We start from the raw sequence: 26667 nt of genomic DNA, 5'->3' as shown, positions 1-26667 counted from the left end.
TTCATAGGCTTTGACTTTTAGTTAATTGTTTTTGCCAATTTCTCTTTGAACAAATCATACCTTAGTTCAGCAACGCCAATAAGCATTTTAAGTGGGTGTGAGGGCTGGAACCCTCCGATATCTAGGAGGACTTCAGTCCTCGCTACAAAGACTTTTATTCAGGTCGTGCGATCGCACATCATATCGATTAGTATTATTTTTCTTTAGGAAACGATCGCACGCCTACAAATAGCATTGCCAGACCACCTGCCAGAATTGCGAAGGCAAGTAAACCTACCACTAAATCTAATCCCGATGTATTTTCCATTAAATTAAATCGTTCTCCAATTAAATACAATTATCGGTATTGGTTCATAGTTGAGTGCTTGCACACAATGGGGAAGATCGCAAGAAAAAAATTAGCCCTTAACTTCTTAGAAAAAAAGCCTATTAATTTCTTCCGTCTTCCCTAAACATCCATCCCTTAAATCCGTTAAATTCTGTACACTGCTGATTTGCCGAACTTCTTATTTTGCCAATTCTCGATCGATAGCAGCGATCAGTTCGGGCGAATCGGGGCCAACACTGCTGCGGAATCTGGCAACCACTTCACCCTGTTTGCTAACTAAGAATTTCTCAAAATTCCAGGAAACCTCACCTTTGGGATCGACTGCACTCGTAAGCTTAGCGTACAGCGGGTGCTGTTGAGTGCCTTTAGCGCGTACTTTGTCAAATAATTCAAAGGTGACGCCGTATTTTGTAGTACAGAAATTGACGATTTCTGGATTACTTCCGGGTTCTTGACCTCCGAAGTCGTTACAGGGAAATCCTAACACACGGAGTCCAGCCGCGCTGTACTTCTGGCTCAATTCTTCGAGCCCTTTGTATTGAGGTGTATAACCACATTTGGAAGCTACATTAACTATCAAGAGTACCTTGCCAGCGTACTCTCCTAGCTGCTTGTCTTCGCCTGCGATCGTTTTTACTTTAATGTCGGAGATTGTGCTGGGCATTTTCAAATACTTTTAAATTTGACCACCACAATTTTACCGCAATTGGCTACAATTTTGTCTAGAGGTCGATTGCTAAAAATTTCAATATCCCGGTCGGGGCGGGTTGACCGATCTCGCCCTTACATTACAGATATGGGTGAACCCGCCCCTACCAAAATTACGGTTAATTTACCGAACACGATCTTAGTAGAAGGCGGTGAACTTTCTCCCCAGCACGACTCGCCACAGTCCGCTCTTAGATTTAAGTTTCTCGCTAATCGCTAAAATCTACACCCAAAAGGACGAAGATTTTAACTCTCTGAGTGGTGTTCCGTCATCCATTTTTGGTAAGTATCCTCAAGTTGCTTGTCTTCCAGAACGAGTTCTAGGCGGACTTTGACGCAACCGTGACGGGGTTGAGAGGCGATCGAATTTAAGATCTTGCTAGCTTTCTGGACAGAGGTAAATTCAGCCTTAACTGTCGGTTCTTGGCGATCGCTCTTAATCTCCGTCAAATCTATACCGGTGATGTTTCCCTCACCTAAATCTATTTCTGCCAACACCTTCGGATCGTCGCCGACTTGTTCGACAATCAGCTTTTCCCACTGGATGGGTACTTGGACCATCCTAGTTTCAATTTCTTTACGCACTATGACTTCGCCGACTTTGCGCTTGCTGCGATTGATCACCAATCGTTCTTCTAGCAGGCGAATTACTTCTTGATCGACAATATCGAAGTTTTCCTCATCCTGATCTGTCTCCAAATTTGCATCTGTGCGATCGGCATCTGTTAGATTTGACATATCTGTTGAGGGATTGGTTAACTCACTGTTGTTAAATTCGCTATGCGTTTCAGAGGGATTTTCTAAATAGGGATTACCCCCATTTGCCGAAACTATCGGCAGCAGATCGACTTGATCCGAATTAATAGTTACAAACAGCGACTTTTGGTGATAATCGACTTTTTTGAGCAGCTTAATACTTAATAAAAAAGTGCGGGGATTTTCGCTACCTAGTCCGGCTACTACAAAGTTTAACTGACCTTTAGCATCAAAATAGACATCTTTAATTTTGCCTACCAAGTGACCTTTGTTGTCTTTGACGGTAAAACTTTTTAGCTTAGTTCTGACTTTTTCAGGCACCCGGTTGAGACGGGTGATTGATTTGGCAGTTGCTATCTTTTCTGCTGATGCTTGACCGTTCATTTTTTAAACTTTCCTGCTTAGGGATTTTTATTATGAAGTGGTAAGGGGAAATTGGTAAAGGCGGGGAAAGGGCATCAACTTTGCCAAAACTAGACAAGTGTTGTACCCCCGCCCCCGCTCACATAGGAATTGCGCGATCGCTACCCATCAAATCAAGCCCGCGCCCTGACAGAATTATGTCATTAAGGCGAAATTCCTATGCAATACCTGTTGCGGTTGGTTTAGATATTTTTATTATCTACAACCGCAGTTCCATCGGTCTTAACCTCTAATTCTTCACGACGCAAGGTTTCTTCGCCCTCAACAGTGGTGCGAACAACTTCTTTTCTGACGTTGACTTCTTCCCGGACGAAAGCTTCCTTGTGGATGTCGGCCGTTTCTTCGTAGACTTCCATGCGTGCAACTTCCCCTGATTGGAAGTCAGCCTCACCGACTGAAACTACTCGACCCGCTTCTACCGGGGTTACTCGATCGATTACGACTCGTTCTTTTTCAATGGGGACTGAAGCTCGCGCTGTTTCAGTTTCGACGCGCTTGCCCACTGTTACTTCGCCTGTTTTTGCGCGGTGTTTGTTGGCAATCAAGCGTTCTTCATAAAGCTTGAGATTTTGGTGCTGCTGTTCGTTGGTTTCGTAGAGGGGGCGGTCCATATCGTAGTTGTAGCTGCTGCGATCGTAGCTAGACGCAGTTGCAGTGCTTGGAGCGGCAGTTTCTTGATTGCGGTAGACGCCTCTTACCTGTTCTTCGCGATCGTAATCTACTGCTTCTAATTCATTGTAAGCCGGCAATTGTTCTGCTTGAGCTTTGTTGCGAAGGCCTGTGGCGTGGACGCGACGGGCTCCGTAGTCGAAGCGAGCCGAGCCGATTGGCAACAATACTTTTTTGCCAAAAATCCAAATACCGGTATCAATTACCAGATAGCGGAAACGACCAGTGTCATCAACCAAAGCATCATAAACAGTGCCTACTTTTTCATCAGAGTCGCCAGCATAAACATCAAATCCCTTGATGTCGTCTCCAGCAAAGATCTCTTCCTGATAGTTAGGATAAAATTCTGCTAATTTTTGAAGTGCCATGTATTTTTTCCTCTTTGCTCTACTTACATTAATAGTAGAAATTAATTCGTTCAGTTCCCTCTCCCTAAAGTCAGAAGTGTATAATTTAGGTTGTTTAATACTATAGGAATACTACGGCATCTCTTCTGGTGTGGTAGCGCACTCAGCTATTTTAAATATTCTAAAACTTTACAATCGTCAATCTTATAACAAGTATTAAAACTCAAAGCCAACCGTAGGGACACCGCATTGCTGTGTCCTACTCCCCCTCCAGGAGACTCCTTCGCGGTGTACCTACTGTTAATAATTGTTAACTAGATGGTGAAAAATCAACATTACATAGTAATAGCCAAATATCAAAGCCCCTCATCTTGCAGGAGAGGGGCTTGCGGAAAGCTAGAAATTTTAAGTTCAGAGTTGATTGAATTGAGTTCTGATAGCTTCTATCCGACTGCGGTTAACTCCCATATCCGACTCTCCCAGACGCGAAGCCGATCGCACATGGATGACTTTTGCTTCATCATCTACCAAAAATTCAACGTCATCAACAAACCCCATCAAAGCACTGGTGAACTCCGCATAGAGGTAATTATCAGTTGCCGTGATAATTTTAGTTTTTCCATAGGAGTCGATCGCCCCTTGGAGCTTTACCATCGCTTCACTCTGGGACGAAGTGTATCCCAAAGGCTCAATTTTGTGTTCGGCATCTTGACTGAAGCTGCTGACGCAGTTGGGGGAACTCGGGCACGCTGCGAGTTTTCCTGACTGAATGCCGATATTGGCAGGTCTTGTTCCAGCAAACATTGTTTTTTCTCCTGGAATAGCGATAAAACTAGCGATCGACAGTACCGCTACTGCTAGCAGTGATATTAAAATAACCAGAACTTTTTTCCATGCTGTCGGGGATTTTGTTTCAAATGTTTGCAAAGGATTAGCCCTCCTGAAAGTATAAATGCGGTCTAATTTTCATCTTAATTTAAATTAACATCAAAAAATTAAAAAGATTTCTTTTGTTCTTCAATTAACCAGTAAGTCAGCATTCTTCCTTTACCTTTAATCGGGATATAACCCCGTTTTTCCAAAACAAACTGATCTTTCAAACGCTCGTAAGTGGCCGCCGTCACTTGAATTTTACCAGGCAATCCGTTAGATTCCATGCGTGAAGCAACATTAACAGTATCCCCCCACAAATCATAGCTAAATTTACTAATCCCAATAATTCCAGCCACCACCGAACCGCTGTCAATTCCGAGCCTCAATTGAAAATTTTCTCCCATTTTGGCATTAAACCTCCTCAAAGCTGCCTGCATCTCCAAAGCTAAAAGTGCGATCGCCTCAGAGTGATCCTCTCGCGGCGTCGGCAAACCCCCAACCACCATGTAAGCATCCCCAATCGTCTTAATCTTTTCCAACCCGTGCAATTCAGATAACCTATCGAACTCCGAAAAAATCCCGTTCAAAATTTCTACCAACTGCGTCGGACTTTTGTGAGCCGAGAACTCTGTAAAACCCACCAAATCAGCAAACAAGACGCTCACCTCATCAAAATGATCCGCTATCAACTTTTGCTCTTTTTGCAAGCGATCTGCAATAGGTTTCGGTAAAATATTCAGCAGCAATTTCTCGGTTTGTCCTTGCTGCACTTTCAGCGCTGCTTCAGCTTGTTTCCGCTGAATCAACGAACCTAGCTGCGTAGCAACCGCGCTCACTAATTCCAACAAGCGCGGCTGACATTTCAGAACTTTTTCGCGATAGAAAATCAAAATAGCTAACACTTGGTTGTCCGCCAAAATTGGCACTCCAAAAGCCGCTTTCAATCCCACACTCACCGCAATTTCCGATCGTAAAAAAACTTGTTCCGGTGCAGTAGAAACATCATCGATCCATTCAGACTGCTGCGACTGCCAAATCCTGCCTGGGAGTCCCACACCGGGAGCAAAAATCAACTGCCAACTTGTTTGTCGGAATTGGGCAAACCTCAAGTCGCTGACGTACCTCCCTGTAGCGCATTTTAAAAAGCCCTCACTGCAAGGAATCCAAGCTTCGCCCAGATTCCATTCAATAGTTTTGCAAATTAAACCTAAAATCACATCTATAGCCGACTCAAAATCCTCAGATTTGCTAATAGCTTGAGTGGCCTGCAGCAGCAATCTTGTTTCCATTTCCACCTGGTGGCGTTCAGCGATTTCTTGGTGCAACTGGATATTTTGAGCGGTCAATTTTTGATTTTTTTGTTGCAATTGTATTTGCAATGAACGCACAGTAAGCTGATTGCTCACTCGCGCCAATACTTCTTTCACTTGAAAAGGTTTGGTGATATAATCTGCTCCGCCCACTTCAAAAGCTTTTGCTTTATTTATTCCTTCTTCTAGCGCGCTGAGAAAAATGATGGGAATTTCCCTAAATTGCGGTTGTGATTTTAATTTTTTACATAGTTCGTAGCCGTCAATATCCGGCATCATAATATCGAGTAAAATCAAATCGGGTGCGCTCGATTGAATTGCATCTAACGCCGAAAAACCATTAGTAACTGGTCGAACTTTATAGCCATTTTTTTGCAAAAGTCTAATCAACAAACGCAGATTATCTGGCGTATCGTCAACTACTAAAATATCTGCTTGATAGTTTTCAGTTTGTTCCGCCTTCATCTGCATGATCTGATTCCTCCGCCTCGGCAATTAAATTGAGAATTTTCTGGTAATCAAAATTATCGAGATGACCCTGGAGGATTTCCGCCAATTCAGGATGAGGCTCCCTTATTTCGTCGATTGTCCTGACAATTAACTCAAAATCAGCACTGCGGATTACCTGCTTCATGTTGTCTATCCATTCTGCGGGAAGTGTAGGTAAATAAGCAAGCGCAGCATTAGGGAGGGAGTCAGATAAATTATTTCGATCGCCTGTTGAGATAAAGTCCGTTGAGTTAGAGTAGACATACTTCACCCCCAAGTGTTTGCTGAGGGTATCAAATATATCTGTTTTGCGGAAAGGTTTGCTAATAAAATCGTCGCAGCCGACTAATAAAGCAAACGATCGCTTTCCTTCAATTGTACTAGCTGTCAAAGCAATAATCTTCGGGCTCGGGGAGTCGGGATGGGAAATATCCATTTCCCCATTTCCTTCCTGCTCTTGGTCTCTCTGCTTGATTCTAGCCTTAATTTGTGTAGTAGCTTCGTAGCCGTCCATCACTGGCATTCGCACATCCATCAAAATTAAATGCGGATGCCAATTTTCCCACATTTCTATTGCTTCCTGGCCGTTGGTGGCTTGTTCCACCACGAAACCTAAAGGAGAAAGCATTTTGACTAAAAGTTGGCGGTTGTCTTCGCGATCGTCCACAATTAAAATCCGGTAGCACGGTTGATTGGGTTCCAACCCACTAACTTGGCGGTTAAGTTGCGGATCTGGAAGCTCAGCAGCATAAACTGCACCGACTGGAATTTCAAATTTAAAAGTGGTGCCGAGTTCCAGTTGACTTTCTACGACAATTTCTCCTCCCATCAGGCGGACAAATTGACGGCTGATCTTCAATCCTAAGCCCGTACCTTTCTGATTTTTTTTACCGGAATCTGTTTGCACAAAAGCCTTAAAAATATTGCCCAATTCTTCCGGACTAATGCCAACTCCTGTATCTTCAATTTCAAACAGAAGGAAAAAAGCATACCCACTTGAATCCTCAGCCTCATCCCTCCATGGAAGCGTTGCCAAATCACTGCTAGTTCTCGAAAAATCCCGAATACTTCTTGTGGTATCAAAGCAAGCTGTGGGACTATCCAATAAATCCAGAGATGCCGATTTTTCTAACTTTATAACTCTTAAGATGATTTCGCCTGTTTCCGTAAACTTAATCGCATTACTCAGAAGATTAATCAGCACTTGCCGCAGTTTAATATCATCGGTTCGCACGTACTGAGGAACGTCAGCATCGCGCTGGAAACGCAACTGCAACTCTTGATTCTCTACCCGCAGTTGAAACATATCTTGCAAATCGTCAAGCAAGCGGTAGAGGTCGAAGTTTTTCGGGTAGAGCGTCATCTGCCCCGCTTCGATTTTTGACAAGTCTAAGACTTCATTGATCAATGTCAGCAAGTGTTCGCCACTACGCCGAATAATTCTCATATTTTCTCGGTTTTCGACACTAAGATCCGGGCTGGGTTCCATGATTTGTGCAAAGCCGAGTATAGAATTGAGAGGGGTGCGTAACTCGTGGCTCATATTGGCCAGAAAGGTGCTTTTAGCTTTGTTTGCTGCTTCAGCAGCTAATGCGGCTTGTTGCAGTTGTTCTGTGCGTTCGTCAATTTGGGCTTCTAAGGTGTGGTGATATTCTGCTAGTATTTTTTCCGCTTGTTTGCGATCGCTAATATCTTGAAAAGCTGCGATCGCATAAACAATATTTCCGCTAGCGTCAAAAATCGGCGTGCTATTGATCTCGATCGCAATTCTTGTGCCATCTTGACGGATTTCTACATCGTCAACCTTGACAGATTCTCCTTTCAGTGTCCGCAAAATTGGCAGATTATGCGGCGGGTACAGCTCATCAGTATTGGCAACATAAAGTTGATAAGTGGCAGCTAATTGTTCCGCAGTGCTTTCCGGGATAGTGTCTGCACCCAGCAAATCCCGCGCTGCCTGGTTGAAATAGGCGATCGAGCCATCGGAATGATAAACAGATACCCCCACTGGCAAAGCTTCTAAAAATTGACTCAGGCGGCTTTCACTCGCAGACAGCGCCTCATTTACTAGCTTTAACTCCTCGTTTGCTTCTTGGCGCTTATGAATTTCCTCTGTTAACTTTTGATCTTGCAAGTAACTGTGAACCGCTTCTACTACCGTTAATTTTAAGTCTTCATTTTGCCAAGGTTTAGGAATATAACGGTACAATTTAGCATACTTGATAGCATTACTCAGGGCTTCTAAATCTGCTTGCCCCGTGAGCATAATGGTCAGAGTTTCCGGCGAGTTCTCGTGAATTCTTCTGAGCAGTTCATCCCCTTTAATATCCGGCATGATATAATCGGAAAGCACCAAAGCAATCTCGTATTCATCTGCCTGCAAATCGGCCAGCAACTCTAAAGCATCAGCCCCCCCTTCAGCGGTTTCAATTATACACCGCTCGCCGATCGCCTTTTTCAGTTCTATCTTTAAACTATTTAAAACGTCAGGTTCATCATCAATACAAACAATCACAGGTTTTTTCATAACTTAGCCACCCCAGATTTTATAATCTCTATTAAGTCTTTGCTTTGCCAGGGTTTGTACAAACAACAGTATAAATCTGCTTCTTCTACTGCCCGCTGAACTGCCGCTGCATCAGCTTGTCCAGTCAACATCACTTTAATAATTTTAGGATACTTTTGGTGAACTTTAATTAAAAGTTCGTCACCTTTAATTCCCGGCATCAGCCAATCAGAAACAACCACAATAACCTGAGCTTTTTCTTGAAACTCCTCCAGTAAATCTAAAGCTTCATCCCCACTTTCAGCTAATTCATAAAAATAATCATTTTTAAATTCATTTTTAAGCTGCATCTTGAGAGTATTCAAGATATCCGGTTCATCATCAACACAAAGAATTATAGGCTTATTCATCTTTTCTTATGTGCTTAAATTTTAGTAGGTTTACTGACATGACTTGCTTTTACATTATTTATTTCGGGCAAGGAAGCAGGATATCTGTCCCCTATCTTATTTTAATAGGACTTCCGAAGATAAACCCGGTTTATTGTAATAAATCTTGTATTTGTCAGCGAGACAGCGACGAGTGTCACCGGGAATCAGCCCCCTGCAGGTAAGTTTTGTTTAATAAATAGGCAGCGAGACTGTAAAAGTTGTCTGCCCCGGTACAGAATCTACAGCAATTGTGCCTTCGTGTTTTTCCACAATTTTTCTCACAATATCCAATCCCAAACCGCTACCTTCGCCCGCAGGTTTAGTCGTAAAAAACGGCTGAAAAATTTTGGGAATAACTTCTGAGGGAATACCTTTGCCGTTATCAGTAAACTTGAGGAAAATAGTTGCCTCTTGTTGCCGAGTTTCAATCGTCAAAATACCTTTATAATCCATTGCTTGCAGCGCATTATGAACGAGATTAGTCCAAACTTGATTTAAGTCATCGGGATAGCACATAATTTGGGGTAAATTTCCATAGTTTTTAACTACTTCTATACCGTGTTTCAGTTGATTTTGATAAAGGGTTAACACCGTTTCAATGCCATCGTGCAAGTCCGCCTGAACTTTTTCTAGTTTGCTATCAAAATGAGCGTAGGTTTTTAAGGCAAATACTACTTTCCCAGACTTCGCTGTTGCTCTTTGGATCAGGCTAATACTTTTTTTAAAGCTCGCAAACTGGTAAGCACTATTTAAAACTACTTCCCAATCCGGCGATTTAAAAAGCGGCAAAAACTCTTCTATTTTTTCGTAAATTTCCATGTCAACTAAAGTATCCGCAATTTCCTCGGAGTTTTCAACAGATTCTGCCATCAAATCCGCCGCTAACTGCTGCTTAAATTTCCGTTTCTCTCTGCTTGTGAATAAAACTTCTTGATGAGTGGCTCTGTACAGTAAAGCTAAAAAATAAGCTTTGCTTTCGTCAGAAAGTTGTTGATAAATTTCAGGAAATTTTTCTAAAAACTCGTCGGAAAAATTAGCTATATTATTAACAGAGGAACCGATAATTCCCAGGGGGGTATTGATTTCGTGGGCAATGCCAGCAATAAGTTGTCCCAGGGCTGCCATTTTTTCCGATTGAATCAAATGCTCTTGGGTGGCTTGCAGTTGGTGCAGCGCCGTTGCTAAATCTTGATTTTTCTCTTGCAAGGTTTGTTGCAGCGAACAAATTTTTAAATGAGTTTCTATCCGGGCTAAAACTTCTTCAACGTGAAACGGTTTAGTAATAAAGTCAACTCCGCCAACTGCAAAAGCTTTAACTTTATCCAGCACGTCATTAATCGCACTAATAAAAATAACAGGAATATCTTTTGTAATTTCAGAAGCTTTGAGTTGCTGACAAACTTGATAGCCGTCCATTTCCGGCATCATAATATCCAGCAACACTATATCCGGGGGTATTTTTTGAGCAGCAGACAATGCTAGCTTGCCATTGGGTACGGGGCGAACTTGATAGCCTTTTTCGCTCAAAATTCCGGCCAGCAGCCGCAGGTTTTCGGGCGTATCGTCCACTACTAAAATATTAGCTCGATTAGTTATAGGTAAAGTTGAAGTCATCGGGTACTTACTGTTTTTCGCTAATATCGATTATGTTCAAAATTCGGTCATATTCAAAATTATTAATGCAATCTTGAAGCTTAGCCGCAAGAGAGGGATTGACAGTGCCGATTTGTGCGATCGAAGTCGCGATCGCCTCCATGTCCACACTCAAAATACTTTGCTTGAATTGGGCTATCCAGTCTGGAGAAAGAGAGGCAAAAGCCTCGGGTGTCAGCACCTCCTGACTTGACTCATCTACACCTGCGGCACTTACTGCGGTTGGATCTTCATAAATATAGCGTACTCCTAAATGTTTTCCCATTGCCACAAAGATATCCTCCTCTCGGAACGGTTTCCGCATAAAATCATCGCAACCCGCCGAAAGAATCACCGCCCGTTCTTCCTCCAAAACGCTAGCAGTTAGGGCCACAATCGCCGTTGCTTGCCCGCCAGTTGTAGTTTTAATCTGTTTCGTTGCCTCATAGCCGTCCATGACAGGCATTCTCATGTCCATCCAAATCAGATGCGGTTCCCACTCCATAAAAATATCAACCGCTTCTTTACCGTTATTTGCTTCTCTCAACTCAAATCCGAGTGGACTGAGAAGTTTTACTAACAGTTGGCGATTCAAAGGTTTGTCGTCCACAATTAGCAACCGATAACTCGGCTGATTCGGTTCGAGGGCAACAACTCGACGTTGAGTTTTTCTGCTTTCAATATCACTAGCTTCAACCAGATGAACTTGGATGTCAAACTGAAATAATGCACCCTTTCCGATGTCGCTGCTAACAGTAATTTCACCTCCCATTAATTGCACGAACTGGCGGCTAATAGCTAAACCTAAACCCGTTCCTTCCTGAGAATCTTTACCTGTTTTCGTCTGCACAAATGCTTCAAACAACTGATGGATTTCCTCAGCAGCAATGCCTGCACCAGTATCTTGAACTTCAAAATGCAGCCAGTAGCGGCCGGGCAATTGGTCAGTGCTGTTTTTATGTATATTCCGCCTTCCTCCTTTGACTTGCACCGACACTCCCCCTTCTGAGGTAAATTTAATCGCATTATTGAGCAAATTAATTAAGACTTGCCGCAATTTAACTTCATCAGTACAAATGTAATGGGGAACTTCTGCGTCTGTGTCGAAGATTAGTTGCAAACCTTTTTGCTCAGCTTTGAGAGCAAACAGATCTTCTAAATCGTCGATTAGTTGGTACAAATCGAAGCTTTTTACATTAAGCGTCGTGCGTCCGGCTTCGATTTTTGACAAGTCTAAAACTTGGTTAATTAAAGCCAGTAAATGTTCGCCACTCCGCAGGATAATTCCGACATTTTCTTGATTTTCCTGAGACAAAGTTTGACTGCGGATCAGGACTTGAGCAAAGCCGATGATCGCGTTCAGGGGCGATCGCAATTCGTGGCTCATATTGGCGAGAAAGGTACTCTTAGCTTTGTTTGCTGCTTCGGCCGCTTCTTTCGCCTGCTGCATTTTGATTTCCGCTTGTTTGCTATCAGTAATGTCTTTAATAAAACCTTCGTAGTAAAGTAAATTTCCTGCTTCATCGCAGACAGCGCGACTATTTTCCGAAATCCAGATTATGCTGCCATCTTTGCGGTAAATTTCCGATTCAAAGTTTGATAGTATCCCGTACTCGTTCATCAGCGCTGCAAATTCGTCGCGGCGGTTGGGTTTCACGTAAAGCTGGTTATTGAAATTCGGCTGTGCTGCTATTAAATCTGCAGGCGAGTCGTAACCGTAGATGTTAGCTAAAGCGGGGTTAGCGCTGATGTATTTCCCGTCAACTGCAGTTTGAAAAATTCCATTCAAAGCATTTTCATAAATGTTGCGGTACTTTTCTTCGGCTTCCCGGAGGGCAGTTTCTGCTTTTTGGCGCTCGGTAATATCGCTAGACATCGACAAAAAACAAGCTTCTCCGTCAATATCGATGGTTTCTATAGACAGCAGTGCCGTTCTTTCTGTACCATTTTTATTGCGAAAGGTTAGCTCATAATTGTGAATTGCTGTCTTGTCTTTTAACATTTGAATCATGCGGTCACGCTCTTTCAAACTCGCCCAAAAGTTGAGTTCAACCGCTGTTTTACCGATAATTTCTTCCTGGGTGTAGCCCATCATCCGGCAAAAACTATCATTAACTTCTAGGTGGCAACCGTCACGAATTCTTGTAATTGTAATCGCATTAGGACTCGAACGAAAAGCTTTAGAAAACTTTTCTTTTGCCTTAGCAAGATCTGCGGTGCGTTCTGCAACTTGCACTGCTAAATTTTGGTTGTATGCCCTTAATAATTTCTCCGCTAGTTTCCGTTTCGTAATATCTTGAAAAGCGCACATTCCGTAAATAATATTTCCTTGGGCGTCGTAAATAGGAGTTCCCCAAACTTGCAGGGGAACAGTTTTGTTATTGGAGGAGATTTCAATGTCATCAACAGTTACAGTTTTGCCCTGCAAAGCATTTAAAATTGGGTCGCGTTCCGCCGGGTAAATTTCCTGAGTTCCAGCTAAATAAACTCGGTAGAATTGGCGCAATTTTTCGGCATCGGCTGCCACAATTCCTTGAGATAAAAGTTTTTTTCCTGTAGGGTTAATGTAGTGAGGTTGACCGTTGGGCTCTGCAATAAAAATGCCTAGCGGTACTGCATTGAGAAATTGTTTGACTCGGCTTTCGCTTTCTGAGAGGGAAGTAAATGAATGCTGCAATTGCTCTGCCATGCTGTTAAAAGCAGTGGCAAGTTCTCCGAGTTCATCTTCGCGATTCAGAGTGAGCTTTGTATCCCATTCATTCCGCGCCAAAGCTTTCGCCGCTGCATTCAATCTTAAAATCGGCTGAACAACCCATTTAGCAGTAAGAATCCCCAGGATTGTCGCCCCCATCAAAGCTGCAAGCGACAGTAAAAAAGTCGTGCGCGTGTTGAGGTTAATTTGCTCCATAAAGTCAGACTCGGGTACAACTACTACAATCAGCCAATCCAACCCTCGATCGTCTTTAAAAGGAGCTACCTGAATAAAATTTCGCTTGCGGTCAACATCAAAAGTAAGCTGTTGAGAATTATTGATTTTAGCTAAGCTGTCGTAGTGTTTATCTAAATGCTGTGCGGTTTGTCGAATTACCGGATTGTCGCTTTCTGAAGCTTTGATGCGTCTTGTTTCTTTACCTTCCACGACGAATTCTGCACTCGCCGTTGAAGTGGCAATTAACATCCCGGATCGCTCCATGACAAAAGTTTGTCCTGATTTGCCAATTTTGAGGCTGACGAGAAATTCTTTGATTCTAGAAAACAGCAAATCGCTGCCAGCTACGCCTAACAATTTGCCAGCGTCGTCGTAGATAGGCAAAGCAGCAGTAATTGCCAGTTCCCTAGTCAAAAAATCTGTATAAATTGGAGTCCAAATAGGTTTTTTTGCCGCAGCCGCAGCTATGTACCAAGGGCGAGTTCGCGGATCGTAAATATCGGGTGAAATTTGCACTAATTGAACGCGGTTTCCCTGAGAGTCAGCAGTATATCGAGCTAATTTATTGCCAGTAGAGCTGTCGGCAGCAGATATCAAAATCCGCTCTTTAGTGCGGATTGCTCCCGAATGTTCTCCATTTTCTTTACCTGTGTAAATGATGCTGATCGAATCAAAATATTGAATTTGTTCTAGGAAATGATGTTCTAGTTTTTGGTTGTCTTCTAGGTTCAACTGCCCCAATTTTATGCCTTGAACGTTCAGGTGGTTGACAATGTGGGGAATTGACATATAATTTTCCATGCGGTCTTTGATGCGATCGCTAATTTCTCCCCGCAACTGAGCGGCAACCTCGTTAACTGCCCGCTGACCGTTTTGAAAAGATAGCCAACCTACAACTCCTACCGTGCCGACAATTTGCACTAAAAAAGGAACCACGAGCACCGTTTGTAATGGAGCTTTGCCGATAAATTTTGTAGCCAAACGATTGAGGGGTTTAGGAAACATATTCATCCTCAAATTAATTAAAAGTGGCAGTTTAAATTAGTAGATGTTAAAATGTTGGAGCGAGAGACGAGCGAGTAATATCAAATCCGGTTAATCACTCAGGGTCAAATTGTTTGATCTCGACCTTTAAGAGTTTTGAGGACTTTCGTCGTCACTAAGTAAGTGCAAATAAACATTACATGGTTCGGGCGGGTGAGAAGACTCATCTACTCGCTTCGATCGTGGATCTTAACTAAACCCTCTCTGATAAGATACTATGGTTATTTTGCTATGACCTACTTACAAACTTACAGTTGGCGATCGCACTCCGACCCAAGACAGCGGGTTATGGCTTCGCTCAACCACCCGGTTTTTTACTGCATCTGCTGGATCGAACGAAGTATTGCTGTGAAAAAACCAAGCTGAGGGTTACCCCTGGCATCGCGAACTAACTTAATCAGGGCTTACGCACTCAAGGGCGTTAAATCAAGGGTTTGAGAGTGCTTCCCTACGTTCGCCACGACACAAAATCTTAGTACGTGTGTAAGTTTTATTAATGAGAGTACGATCGCCCAAATGTTAGCACGATCGCACTATCCACTGCAGCACACAACCCAAAAATCTGTATTTACCTGCGATTCAACTCCATTCTTTCGCCGTAACGTAACAGCATATCCAAACTCTCCAAACGATTTTGCCAAGTTTGCACCTGATAGCTATTTTCAGCAGAATGCAAGCGCATCGAAGATTGAAATTGAGATTGAAAACCCCTTAACAATCTTTTAGTAGTTGCTAAACTTTCCGTAGAAGGATTTGCCGCCAATGTGCTCAAAGCTTGCGCCAATTCCTCCGATCGACTTTGCAAAACTTTTAGTTCAGATTCCGACACCCGCAACTGATTGTTAGCCAACAAAAAACTCCATTCCTGCTTGAGAGCAGTATACCGCGAAGCCGCCGCCGCAAACGGCTGTCGGTAAGGAATCGGTTCCGCAGCAGAAGTGGAACGCACCGGCGGGCCTTGAGTGCGGTTAAAAAACCCCTGCATCCCGCTGCTGATACTTTCCACGGCAAAAATAGCATAGCCCCCAGTCGGCAAATCGCGCAAAGCTTGAATTTGGTCGATCGCCACAACTTCCGGGAGAGTCAACAACTTAACCGACGGAGAAATCAAAGCCGAACCCAGAATTTGTTCCTTTACCAACGGTTCGGTGATGCGCTGAAGTCGGTTCGTATCCAAAGCATAAGTCATCGGCACAATCAAATCTACAATGCCCTGACGAGCCCAAACTTCCCAATTTTGCTGAATTTTGTAAATCCGCTGACTTTCCGGGTGCGGAAACACCGCCACCGAAAGAATTGTGCGCGGATAATTCTGCCGCAAAAGCTGAGAAACTTCAGCTACAAAACTATTAATTTGATTAGTTTTAAACTCAACCCACTGCCGCCACAAACTGCCGTCCCTGGGCGAAATATTCACCGGGTCTGCACCAGTCAACTGCCTAAATTGCTGCCTCGCCGCAATACCGTAACCGTAAGTAAAATTCGCATTGTCATCTTGAAAAGGATAGCGAATATAGTCTAATTGCACCCCATCTACTTTGTAGTTGTTGGCAATTTCGCTGACAATTTGCAGCAAATAATTACGCGCTTCCGGGTTCGCGGGATCGAGATAAAATTTACCATCATTAGGATTTTGCGTGCGTCCTTTATTGTCAATATTCGCCCACTGTGGATGAGCGGAAAGTACCGGCCCGGGATAAGAACTAGGCTGGCCAATTAAAGTATTGTGGCGCTTATTTCCAGTGGCAAAAACCCACACCCAAGCGTGCAGTTCCATGCCTCGCTCGTGAGCTAATTTAACCGCAGATGCCAGCGGGTCCCAGCCAACTGTTAGGGGATTTTGTTGCGGTGCAACTTGACTGGGATAAATCGTATATCCGGCATTCAAAGTTTCAAAGAAAACGGTATTGATACCGGCGGCGGCGAGCCGATCGAACACTGCCGCCAAACCCTGTTCCGATCGCGCTGCGACGATCGTACCGCGATCGAGCCAAACCGCCCGAATTTCCGCCCCAACGCGCTGTCCTTCCTTCGGGTAATTTTGCCACAGCAACTGCCGCGCTTCCACCCACTGCTTTCTAGCCTCCGCGTAGTTTTGCTGTTGCAGGAGTTGGTCGAAAGTTTGCAAAACCTGCCGCGCTTGGGCGATCGCCCCCGTCCTGCTCGCTTGCAGAATAGTCAAGCGGCTGGCTCCCGGGCCGCCGCCCCCCTGTTCAGCAGCCACCAGTTGAGGGGCGGTAGCAGCATTGAGATTGACGGCGGTATTGCCTGAATTAGATGCTGTCAGGGCGCTTTCAAAGCGGCCGAGGAGGTTGGTGAGTTCTTGGCGCATCAAGTACGCTTCAATGCTGACGATCGGCTTATTGGAATTTGCCTGCACGTCCAAACCCGGTGGCGCCGACTGATCCGAAGGATCTGTAAAAGTTGCAGGAACTGGATCGGGAACCGAGCCAGAGGGAGAAAGTCGGCTCAGCGGGTTACTACGCGGCGAACTAGGGCTGTTTCTAGTGACTCGGGAGGGGGGAGTTGGTAGTGGGGTCGCGGCAGCAGTGGGCGGCGCAGAGGGCTGCGAAGCGATCGTGCCTCCCCAGCGGGCGATCGAGGCTTGCAGCCAAGCCTTATCTACATTTCCCGAACCGTCGCTACCCCAGCGCCAGCCGAGATAGGTAGCGCGATCTGTGGCGATGGCTGCGGAGGAACCGGAACTATCTTTCCAAGTAGCAATAGTTTGACTGTTCGCATCAGCCGGAATCAAGACACCACCTTGGACAGAAGCATTTTGTTGTGCAGTCGGCACCCAATTGCTAGAAGTAGTGCAAGCAAGATCCCGACAGCGGCTGCGCGGTTGCGGAGTAGCCGGCTGGGTTAACGGAAAAGCCCAATAGGCCCCGAGGAGCGATCGCAAAGATTGGCGCACCAAAGCCGGGGAACTGCGGCCGACTGGGCCCGAAGCAATCAAGCGGCCGCCCTGTTTTGTCCAAGCTTCTAAAACTTTAATTTGCGCCGGACTCAAAGTTTCAATGTTGGGCAAAAACAGCACGTTAACGCCTGCTAAATCCGCCAAATTTTTGATTTCTTCCAAATTGATTGGTTTGTAAGCAATGCCGCTTTCCCAGAGGCGCGTGGTAATCTTCACCCAATCGGGAGAATTTTCGGAACTGCGAACAACGCCCAGAACTACTTCTGCGAAACTCGGAGAGGGAAATAAAATAAAGAGATTGAGTAATGTACTTGCTAGAGTGCCAATTAAGACTCTTTGCAAGAAAGTGAAAAAGCGAATTTTTTGAGCCTGAGAGCAGGCATCAGGCATTTGATGAGGCTTATTGATTTGTTGCATAAATATGAGAATTACCCACCACACCGCTAGAGAAAAATTCAATAACAATAAAGAGCGATCGATCCGCACCATACAATTTTCTATCCTGTTCTGCAACCTGAATCAGGAAAATGTGCGATCGAGCGATTTTAGATTTTGGATTTTAGATTTTGGATTTTAGATTTAAATCTGGGTCTATTCCTCATGACAGTTGACTGTTGACTGTTGAGTGTTGACTGTTTGGACATTTGAACAATACCGATGCAACCGGAAACGATTTTAGATTAAAATCTGCCTGCATTTGGGTTGAAAAACCAAAAATACAATTTAGATGCCGGACAGTCAACAGCCAACACTCAACACTCAACAGTCAACAATTTTCTAACTTGCAGCTTCATTCACGGGGAATCGATCGATTAACTGCATCGCCCGACAAGCATTCCTCCGCAAAGAATCCGAAACATGAGGAACATGAGGAATCTGAGACAAGAAATCCAAAGTCCGGCGCAAAATCCGCACCACATCCCCTTCATCCAAACTCGTATGGCTAATCAGTTCCAGCCATTCAACGCCCAGAGCCCACTGTTCGACCAAAGTCACTAAATCCCGTTCCAGCCAAATCGGGATTGCAGCTTCATGACGGTACTGCACTTGAAACAACCGGCGGCGCAAGCCTTTTTGCAGATTGTCCAAAGGTGCCAAAACTTCTGGCGACAGCGAGTAGTGAGTCCAACTGTCCGGTCTGGAAACTTCTGTAACTAAGGCCGCGCAAGCAGCAGCGAGGTGGTGGGGGTCGAGTTCGTCAAACTCGGCAGACATCAGGGACAAACCCAGCCACAGTTCGTTATCGCCGCGAATGGCGGCGCAAGCTTGGCCCAAGATTGTGGGCACCAACCTGTCGGAGGAGTCATCTCGGTTTCCAGTTGCCAAAACTACTCTTTCCAAGCAGCCGAAATTCAGCAAGATGTCGATTAAGTTGAGAAATTGCTCCCAGTAGCGAGCTCGCTGCTTTTCTAACTCTTGTTCGCTTTTGCGGATTTCTTTTTTCAATTCTTCCCGGCGGCGCTGGCGTTTGAGCAAAGTACCGGGATTTCCCCATTCTAGAACCGGGTGAATTTCTAGCTGAGCTTCTAGGGCTGCGATTTTCTGCTGTTGCTCGATCGCCTCTGGGCTCGGTTCCGGTGTCGGCAATTGTGGGATCGATGCAGTAATTGAAGCAGTTTCTTCATTTCCCAAGCGGCACTGGCCCAGTCTCAGGGGCATTTCCGGCGGCGGGTTCAAGGTATCTGCAACACTCAAGCGAGGTAATTCGGCGTGCAGGGTAGCGACATCGCTAATGGCGACGACATACCAGCGGTTATCTTTGCCCAAGCACACCAAATTTGGTGCTTGGCCGGAACCTGCGATTTTGGCAACCAATACGGCGGGTACAGGATTTGTGTGCGATCGTTTGGCTGTCGGAACGTGCTTGCCTTTGAGACTCAGAACCGTGCCGAGCACTGCAAAAGCGACAGCTACGGACATCTCCTTAAATCTGGCTTCTTCAGCTTGCTGCAATAGAATTTTGAGCAAACGTTTGTCTTCTTTGAGTCTTGCCTGCAATTTTTCGTAATGGGCGAGGTTTTTTTCCAGGGTGGAGACATTTCCTCCGGCCGCCAGGGACTGTTCAAGCACCGCCAATTCTGTTTGCAATCGGTCTAATTCTTCTTGCTGCGGCTGCAAGTACAAGGTAGACAGGTATTGACCAAAACTCCGCTCTACCAACTCTTGAGCTTCGTCGAGAGTGTGTGTTTGCAGCAAATTCAGCACCATGCCGTAGCTGGGCGTAAACTGACTGGCGAGGGGGTCGGCTTTGGCTGTTGCCAAATACGAGGCTTCTTTTGCGCCTTCAAAGCGCGTCTGAACTGCGACCACGTGCCCCAGCTTGTCCATGCCCCGCCGACCCGCCCGACCGGCCATTTGCAGGAATTCTGAAGCGTTTAGCAGTCGGTGTCCCTTGTCGGTGCGCTTGGACAGGGTGGAAATGACTGTGGTGCGGGCGGGCATATTAATCCCGGCTGCTAGGGTTTCGGTGGCAAATACGACTTTAATCAAACCTCTGCCAAAGAGTTCTTCTACTAAACCTTTCCAAGCGGGCAAAATGCCTGCGTGGTGGGCGGCGATGCCTTTTAAAAGAGCTTCTTTTTGACCGAAGCGTTCTGCTTCTGGGTTTCGCTGTAAAAAATCGTCAATGATGCGTTTGAGTTCGGCTGTTTCGGCTTCGTTAACCAGGGAGAAATTGCCGACTTCTGCGACTGCTTGGTCGCACCCGCGACGGCTGAAGATGAAGTAAATTGCTGGTAGCATATCTCGATCGTCCAACCGCGCCAAAACATCGGTCAAACTCGGAGTGGGAATGCTGCCTCTTTCTACTTTTTGCCCCTTCTTTTTGGGGACTAACCGGCCATTAACTCTTTTGCCGGTCTCGTCTAGCAGGGGAAATATCCCTTTTTGGTTGGCGAAGTGAAATTGCAGCGGCACTGGCCGAAAGTCTGAGTAGACGAGCTCTGTGGGCCCGTGGACTTTGTTAATCCAGTCTGTGAGTTGCTCGCTATTGGCAACGGTTGCTGAGAGGGCGAGAAGTTGAATTTCGCTCGAACAGTAGATGATGGATTCTTCCCAGACGGTACCGCGCTGGCGATCGTTCATGTAGTGACACTCGTCGAGCACCACGGTTTCGACTCCGGTGAGGGAAGTACCGACTGCTCCGATCGGCGTACCGTAGAGCATATTCCGAAATATTTCGGTAGTCATCACCAAAATCGGCGCATCTCGATTGACGGAGATGTCGCCCGTCAGCAAACCTACGTTGTCGTCTCCAAATTGACTGCGGAAGTCGCGCAGCTTTTGGTTAGAGAGTGCTTTGAGGGGAGTGGTATAGAAGACGCGCCGCCCCCTGGAGAGTGCTTGATGGATGGCGTATTCCCCGATTAACGTTTTCCCAGAGCCTGTGGGAGCACACACGACAACCGATTTACCTGCATCGAGGGCGGCGATCGCCTCTCTCTGAAAGTTATCTAGCTCGAAGGGAAATATGGTCTTCAGATCCAGCTCTGGGCGGTTCTGGGCAGTGTCTGACACAAGGATTATTATAAGGTTGCAGGATAAGTATGCTTAAATCTTGCTGAAAGCAAGTCAGCAGAGGACTGTATTGATTTTAGACCTTCGTCAGCAAATCGGCTATTAAGGAATAAGTCAGTTGGCAGTTGGCAGTTGGCAGTTGGCACAATAAAGAAAAAAATTTTTGCCTTCTTCCCTCTTCCCTCTTCCCTCTTCTCTCTTCCTTCTTCCTTCTTCCCTCTTCCCTTTTCCTTCTCTATGATTCCTGTTATTTCGACTATTCCTGTGGTGCAGCTTGCTTCGGGCGATCGGCTTTCACTGCAAGTCTATCAGTTCCAAGGTGCGATTCCCGGCAAAAAAGCTTATCTCCAATCTAACCTCCACGGCGCTGAGATTAGCGGTAATGCTGTGATTTACCAATTAATTGAGTTTTTAATGTCTTTGGACAGCAGCCAGTTAAGCGGGGAAATTTGGCTAGTTCCTGTTTGCAATCCTGTCGGTGTCAGCCAGCGATCGCACCATTTTTCTCCTGGTCGCTACAATCTTTATGATGGGGTAAATTGGAACCGAATTTTCTGGGATTTTGAAAAACAAGGGGAAGATATTCTGGGTTTTGCTAAGTCTCACATCCATCTCGATGCGGATACTGTCAAAGTTAATTACAGAAAAGCTATTGCTTTGAGTTTTGCGAAAGAGTTGGAAAAAATTAACGCTCCTAGTTGCCGCCCCTACAGCGAAGTTTACCGATATCAGCTACAATCTTTGTGTTTGGATGCTGACTATGTGCTGGACTTGCACAGTTCTACGAATCAAAGTTTAGATTACCTTTACTGTTTTAATTCCCGCGAGGAGAGTGCGAAAGCTTTTTTGCTCGATCGCGCAATCTTGATGAACGAGTACGACGGCGATGCTTTTGACGAGGCATTTCTCAAGCCTTGGCTGGCTTTGGAGAAGATTTTGGCAGAGTTGGGAAGTGCGATCGAATTTGACGTGGAAGCTTGGACTTTAGAATTAGGTTCGGGGATGGAAATTCATCCCGAGTCGGTGGCGAATGGCTTGCGGGGCATCAAAAATTACTTAGCAAGTAAAGGTTTATTGAAAATAGATGGATTTCCCCTGCCGGAAACAGCGGCGCATCAAGTTATTTTCACTCCCAAGAATTCAGCGATCAAATACTACGCGCCGGCTGGCGGGATGATTCAAAATCGAGTGGAGTTGGGGAGTTATGTCAAAAAGGGCGATCGGCTTTATCAAATTCTCAGCTTTAATAAGAATGGGGAATTTCCGAGTTTGGTTGATGTTGGTGCTGAGTCGGATGTTTTCATTTTTGATGTTTCGACAAATCAGTCAGTAAATCAAGGAGAGTATGTGTTGTCTGTGATGGCAGATTGAGAATACCAAGAAACCCGGTTTCTTCAATAAACCGGGTTTCTGAAAACCTATGGGTAGTCGAACCATAAATTACGATATACTATTGAATAGGGCTTGTTTAAATTCCGCTGCACTTTTATAATAACTGGAGTTTAGACTAAAAAAGAGAGAACGGTGGCAAAATAAAAACTTGAGCCACCGTTAAGGAGAGAATGAGGGTGAAAAATAAAACCCATCCACTCCCTAAATGAACAGTGAACGATTAAAGGACTTTCGTCAAGCAGCATACGAATTATTGGTGCGAGCGAAGGATGCAACATTCGAGCTGATAGATGCAGTGATGACCACCAGGAATGCGTCATGTTTAGCGGAATTTTCGCTCAGTCCGTTATTCAGTCGTCAATGGTCAAGCATATACCAGGGTAAACGCATCTTGTCAATAACGAGGGGTTTTAGAGCAATAACTCGGCTTTATTGTTGTTTATTGAGAACAGTTTTTCCACCTGTAGCGCTTTTGTCTCTACTCAAACGCTATATATGGGAATTTAGAAATTAGATGCGTTTACCCTGAAGCATATACGAAGCCTTACAAGACAGTAGGCCAGACCGGAGAAAACTAATGGAGTTGTATATTAAGCAATTAGAGCAGGAAGCACCTGCAATGGAACATATGTTAGTAGCAATCGACCATACCGCATGGGGGAGACCAGATGCTAAAACATTAAAAGACAGAACCCATGAATATCAGGGGGGCGTAATTATTGGACAAGGATACAGCACAATTGCGTGGATACCCGAAGCAGAAGGAAGTTGGGCACTACCGTTGCTGCACGAACGGATTAGCAGTGCACAATCCCCAATACAAAAAGCGGCAACACAACTGAAGCTGGTCTGCCAACAGAGCGTCAATCCAGTATTAGCAGTTTTAGACAGAGAATATGGCAATGCAAGTTGGGTACTAGCGATAGCAGATATTGAAGCTGATTGTTTAATGAGAGTCCGAAGCAATGCCTGCTTGTGGTCAGCACCACCAGCCTATAGTGGTCGCGGCAGACCACGGAAACACGGGTCCAAAATCAAGCTCAACGACCCAACCACATGGCTCGAAGCGGATACTGTGATTGAAATTGACGAACATCCACAGTTGGGACAAGTCCGAGTTAGGCAATGGCTTGACTTACATTTTTATCGTGCTGCAGGACAGAGAGTCAATTTAATCCTTGTGGAAAGAATGAATCTCATGTCAAGCGGTCAGCCGTTTCCACCCTTGTGGTTGGCTTGGGTCGGAGAGCGCACTCTACCCTTAGAAACTGTTTGGTTTAAGTATTTACGACGTTTTGGAGTGGATCATTGGTATAGATTTGCTAAGCAACGATTACATTGGACATTACCTAACTTAAGAACTCCCGAACAATCAGAGCGGTGGAGCGATTTAATCCCGTTGATGAGTTGGCAACTCTGGCTGGCTAAGGACTTAGTGGTCGAGAATCGACTGCCTTGGCAATCTGCTAGTATCAATTTAACTCCTGGACGTGTTGCCCAATCAATGTTGTCGATTTTAGTTGACATTGGTACTCCGGCTCAACTGCCTAAACATAGGGGAAAATCCCCTGGTTGGGAAAAAGGAAAGGCACGTACTAAAGCACCGTACTATCCCACTGTTAAAAAACGGGTTTCTCGACGCAAAAAATCTTCAAAATTAGCTGTTTAATCTTCTACCTCTTGAGTTGTTGAGTAACAGCTTGCCTTCTAGTAAAAGGCAGCTACTTTTAGCTGCGGCCATTGTTTAGTCTAAACTCCAGATAATAAATATCAGGATTGTCAATTAAAGCGCGATCGATAACGGTGGCTAGCGCTTGAGGAATTGCAGAAGTGCGATCGCGCACAGGAACCGCATCATTTTGTAAAACCGCCAAAAACGGGTCTTGACCCTGCAAATTTCGCGGGGAATATCCCGTTATCATCACATACAAACAAGCCGCTCGATTTGCGATTTTGGATTATAAAAACTTCTACTCCCCCCCTTAGCAAGGGGGGGGACAAGAGTTTGTAAGGTGCGTCAGTGCGGAGATTCTAGATTGTTGAGAAGATAACGCACACTGACTCACCCTACAATTTAAGGTGACGGTTTATGGTTGAATGAAAATACCGATCGCATTATGAACTCTCGCAGCAGTTGACGGAGGTCGATCGAGCAAACTACCTCCCAAATACAAACTCGTCGAACTTCCCCCATCCAGATTTAAAGCCTCCACAGCACCCATTTGCTGCAATATCTGCGCCAGTTCTGCGAAATTGGGCCCCGCCCCGCCCGCGCGATTGTGCACCGCTACAATCAGCAAATTCCCCGCAGCATTTCGCCCGATCGCACTTCTAATTGCTGTCTGTCGAACATACGCATCGCTAAACCCTTCCGCCTTAGCATCCAGCACAACTTGACTGTTTTGTACCAACACCGGCCCGCCGCCGAGAATGTAAGGAAAACGGTTAAAATCCGCAGGAAAAGTGTTAGTTTCTAAACGCAATAAAGTGCCGATGGAGAGTTCAGATGCAGGGAATAAATCCGAACGCAAAGCCAAAATATAACCGTTAGCTGGAATGGGAAAAGTTGTTGTTCCCGCCGCACCTCCGGGCGAGTGGCTGACAACTCGCTCGCCCGCAACTGTCACAACTATTTCATTGCCAGACAACGGAGTATAAGTTGTTCCCCACTCAGAATTGTAGCGACCGATTCCCGGTTGTACATAGGCACTATTGAGATGAGAAACGGGCAAAGGTTGATTTGCCGGAGTGATCACAGTTTCTTGCAAAGTTAAACGATCGATCGCAAATTCTCCCCGATCGTTCCAGCCGATCGCCCCCCGGTTCAATATCGGCCCGGAAAGCCATTTATTGTCACGCCGAATTGCCCCTAAAGCTAAGCGATTAATTCGATTGAAAAAACCTGCATTAATCGCAGCAGCCGCACCCGACACTTCTGCTGTTTGCAATAAAGGTGCAGTGCCTTGAGCGGTCGGCGGATTGCTGAGAATTGGTCGAATTTTTACACCGGATTGACGCGGATTAACTTCTAACCAAACTACTGGAAAACGAGCAGTTCCTAAATTTTGATACTGCTGCCGCCACTGCACACCGGGCGCCCAAACAATGTTTTTTTCTACTAACGAATCTGGCCGAATGTCGATAACTAATCGATTGGGATTTCCCATGCTGAAAACTTGCGGCCGCCAACCTAAAGGAATCTTCACTTTGACTTTAGTTTGAGCGCCGTCAGGTTCGACTTTTAGTGATAGCAATTGTTTGCTGGTTTGAAAAGTGTCCTGAAGTAAGGCGGGAGCGACTTTGGCATCGATCGCGATCGACCATTCTTGACCGGCGATCGGCGCTGCGGGCGTTATTTGCACCGGGAGGGCGGGTTTAGTCGGGTCGTCTGGTGTTTCGAGGTTTGGCGCTGCGCGGAGGTTTTGCAGTGGGATAGCGGGCTTTGTGGGGTCGTCCGGGGGGTTGGGTGTGGGTGTCGGCGACGGGATCGGCGTATTGACAAAGTTAACTTGCCAAGGGGCGGGCCGATCGAGATCTACAACAATGCGATCGCCCCATTCTCTTTCTGCTTGCCCAATTCCGGTAACACTTGCAGTTTGAGAAGTAATTTTTAGAATATTCCCATCAGCAGATATCTCCCAGCCCGCAAGTCTAGCAAAATCTGTAACATCTAAGTAACGATACGAGCCTGTTGCTCGCGCTGCTAAGCTTTGAGCGTCGGTTAAAGATACCGAAAACCACTGCACCGGTTGTTTGGCACTGTCGGCGCTGCTGAGCAAATCCACTCCCGCACTTTGCATCAATCCAACGTCAGCAATCCAAGTTCGGAAATTCGCAGAAGTGCTGTTTGCCGGCTGCTGAGTCCAAGCTAGCGGCAGAATACGGCCGTTTAGAGACACTTGGTTGCCTTGTCTAACTCTCGAAGATGGCGATACAGATTGAGCCACAAGCCTAGAGTCCGACAGGGGTTTCAACCCCTGTCTCATAGCGGAAGTCCTCTCAAGAGGACTATAGGTCAATATTTCAGTCGGTTTTAACTGAGATGTTGCACCATTCTCAAGAACAGGCAAGATGCCTGTTCCACAATAAAATTCATCTCTTGTGGAACAGGCATCTTGCCTGTTCCTAAACAAGTAATTGACAATGGTGCAACATCTCTGTTTTAACCGACTTTCGCTATCAGCCAGGGAATTCATTCCCTGGCGGGATATCGAAGCATGAATCAGCCCAGCCCTCTCCCCCTGTTGCGATCTTCCGGGTTGATTCCAGAGCAAAGACGGGGCGATCGCCAGTACGGGTAAAATCGAAACTGACAATATTGGACGCCAAGAGGACAAATTACGTTTCACAGCTTACAACTCACAATTTCACTTCTAAACGCATGGGTGTCTAGA

General features: G+C 45.4%; 15 protein-coding genes. 2 read left to right on the top strand and 13 right to left on the bottom strand.

All coding sequences use genetic code 11. The annotated features are described in order from the left end of the window. Window positions 1-506: 506 nt before the first annotated feature. From QUA47_RS22020 to QUA47_RS21970, 11 genes are all read right to left on the bottom strand, one after another. Window positions 507-992: a glutathione peroxidase gene (locus tag QUA47_RS22020; RefSeq protein ID WP_190662475.1), complete on the bottom strand. Its 486-nt coding sequence runs from the start codon at window positions 990-992 to the stop codon at window positions 507-509. Between the two features lie 290 nt (window positions 993-1282). Further along, window positions 1283-2176: a DUF2382 domain-containing protein gene (locus tag QUA47_RS22015; protein WP_333432326.1), complete on the bottom strand. Its 894-nt coding sequence runs from the start codon at window positions 2174-2176 to the stop codon at window positions 1283-1285. A gap of 221 nt (window positions 2177-2397) precedes the next feature. Then, window positions 2398-3252 (bottom strand): DUF2382 domain-containing protein, encoded by an 855-nt coding sequence (locus QUA47_RS22010; protein WP_333285063.1) that lies wholly within the window; start codon window positions 3250-3252, stop codon window positions 2398-2400. Window positions 3253-3642: 390 nt separating this feature from the next. After that, window positions 3643-4158 carry a DUF1499 domain-containing protein gene (locus tag QUA47_RS22005; protein ID WP_333285066.1) on the bottom strand — a complete coding sequence of 172 codons (516 nt, stop codon included), beginning with the start codon at window positions 4156-4158 and terminating at the stop codon, window positions 3643-3645. A gap of 68 nt (window positions 4159-4226) precedes the next feature. Continuing rightward, window positions 4227-5885, bottom strand: coding sequence for an adenylate/guanylate cyclase domain-containing protein (locus tag QUA47_RS22000; RefSeq protein WP_333432325.1), 1659 nt, complete (start codon window positions 5883-5885; stop codon window positions 4227-4229). Further along, window positions 5860-8430, bottom strand: coding sequence for a response regulator (locus QUA47_RS21995; protein WP_333432324.1), 2571 nt, complete (start codon window positions 8428-8430; stop codon window positions 5860-5862). The genes QUA47_RS22000 and QUA47_RS21995 overlap by 26 nt, the downstream gene beginning before the upstream one ends. After that, a complete protein-coding gene (locus tag QUA47_RS21990; RefSeq protein ID WP_333406963.1) occupies window positions 8427-8819 on the bottom strand; it encodes a response regulator in 393 nt (130 codons plus the stop codon). Before QUA47_RS21990 ends, QUA47_RS21995 begins: the two co-directional genes overlap by 4 nt. Window positions 8820-9029: 210 nt before the next feature. Beyond that, window positions 9030-10454 (bottom strand): response regulator, encoded by a 1425-nt coding sequence (locus tag QUA47_RS21985; RefSeq protein ID WP_333432323.1) that lies wholly within the window; start codon window positions 10452-10454, stop codon window positions 9030-9032. Between the two features lie 7 nt (window positions 10455-10461). Next, window positions 10462-14406: a PAS domain S-box protein gene (locus tag QUA47_RS21980; protein WP_333432322.1), complete on the bottom strand. Its 3945-nt coding sequence runs from the start codon at window positions 14404-14406 to the stop codon at window positions 10462-10464. A 607-nt stretch (window positions 14407-15013) separates the two neighbouring features. Next, entirely contained in the window at window positions 15014-17755 is a 2742-nt protein-coding gene (locus tag QUA47_RS21975) for a family 10 glycosylhydrolase (protein ID WP_445302538.1), read from the bottom strand. Window positions 17756-18142: 387 nt separating this feature from the next. Then, window positions 18143-20881: an RNA helicase gene (locus tag QUA47_RS21970; protein WP_333432320.1), complete on the bottom strand. Its 2739-nt coding sequence runs from the start codon at window positions 20879-20881 to the stop codon at window positions 18143-18145. Window positions 20882-21118: 237 nt separating this feature from the next. On the opposite strand from QUA47_RS21970, the gene QUA47_RS21965 reads away from it, so the two are divergent. Next, window positions 21119-22252, top strand: a complete 1134-nt coding sequence (locus QUA47_RS21965) for a succinylglutamate desuccinylase/aspartoacylase family protein (RefSeq protein WP_333432319.1) — start codon at window positions 21119-21121, stop codon at window positions 22250-22252. 553 nt (window positions 22253-22805) lie between these two features. Beyond that, complete coding sequence (locus QUA47_RS21960) at window positions 22806-23942, top strand: NF041680 family putative transposase (RefSeq protein ID WP_333432327.1); 1137 nt, start codon at window positions 22806-22808, stop codon at window positions 23940-23942. 58 nt (window positions 23943-24000) lie between these two features. Here the strand turns inward: QUA47_RS21960 and QUA47_RS21955 are convergent, their stop codons facing one another. Beyond that, window positions 24001-24195, bottom strand: a complete 195-nt coding sequence (locus QUA47_RS21955) for a hypothetical protein (protein ID WP_333406989.1) — start codon at window positions 24193-24195, stop codon at window positions 24001-24003. A 165-nt stretch (window positions 24196-24360) separates the two neighbouring features. After that, window positions 24361-26622: a phosphodiester glycosidase family protein gene (locus QUA47_RS21950; protein WP_333432318.1), complete on the bottom strand. Its 2262-nt coding sequence runs from the start codon at window positions 26620-26622 to the stop codon at window positions 24361-24363. Window positions 26623-26667 lie beyond the last annotated feature (45 nt).

It is taken from the genome of Microcoleus sp. MON2_D5, assembly GCF_036701905.1.
Lineage (GTDB): Bacteria > Cyanobacteriota > Cyanobacteriia > Cyanobacteriales > Microcoleaceae > Microcoleus.
The sequence above is the reverse complement of the archived record's forward strand: the minus strand, read 5'-3'. Positions and strand labels throughout refer to the sequence as shown.

Excerpts from the sequence above, each read along its gene's own strand:
- QUA47_RS21995 (WP_333432324.1), bottom strand. The coding sequence starts at position 8,430 with ATGAAAAAACCTGTGATTGTTTGTATTGATGATGAACCTGACGTTTTA.
- QUA47_RS21990 (WP_333406963.1), bottom strand. The coding sequence starts at position 8,819 with ATGAATAAGCCTATAATTCTTTGTGTTGATGATGAACCGGATATCTTG.
- QUA47_RS22010 (WP_333285063.1), bottom strand. The coding sequence starts at position 3,252 with ATGGCACTTCAAAAATTAGCAGAATTTTATCCTAACTATCAGGAAGAG.
- QUA47_RS21965 (WP_333432319.1), top strand. The coding sequence starts at position 21,119 with ATGATTCCTGTTATTTCGACTATTCCTGTGGTGCAGCTTGCTTCGGGC.
- QUA47_RS21955 (WP_333406989.1), bottom strand. The coding sequence starts at position 24,195 with ATGATAACGGGATATTCCCCGCGAAATTTGCAGGGTCAAGACCCGTTT.
- QUA47_RS21980 (WP_333432322.1), bottom strand. The coding sequence starts at position 14,406 with ATGTTTCCTAAACCCCTCAATCGTTTGGCTACAAAATTTATCGGCAAA.
- QUA47_RS21975 (WP_445302538.1), bottom strand. The coding sequence starts at position 17,755 with ATGCCTGATGCCTGCTCTCAGGCTCAAAAAATTCGCTTTTTCACTTTC.
- QUA47_RS21985 (WP_333432323.1), bottom strand. The coding sequence starts at position 10,454 with ATGACTTCAACTTTACCTATAACTAATCGAGCTAATATTTTAGTAGTG.
- QUA47_RS22000 (WP_333432325.1), bottom strand. The coding sequence starts at position 5,885 with ATGCAGATGAAGGCGGAACAAACTGAAAACTATCAAGCAGATATTTTA.
- QUA47_RS22020 (WP_190662475.1), bottom strand. The coding sequence starts at position 992 with ATGCCCAGCACAATCTCCGACATTAAAGTAAAAACGATCGCAGGCGAA.
- QUA47_RS22015 (WP_333432326.1), bottom strand. The coding sequence starts at position 2,176 with ATGAACGGTCAAGCATCAGCAGAAAAGATAGCAACTGCCAAATCAATC.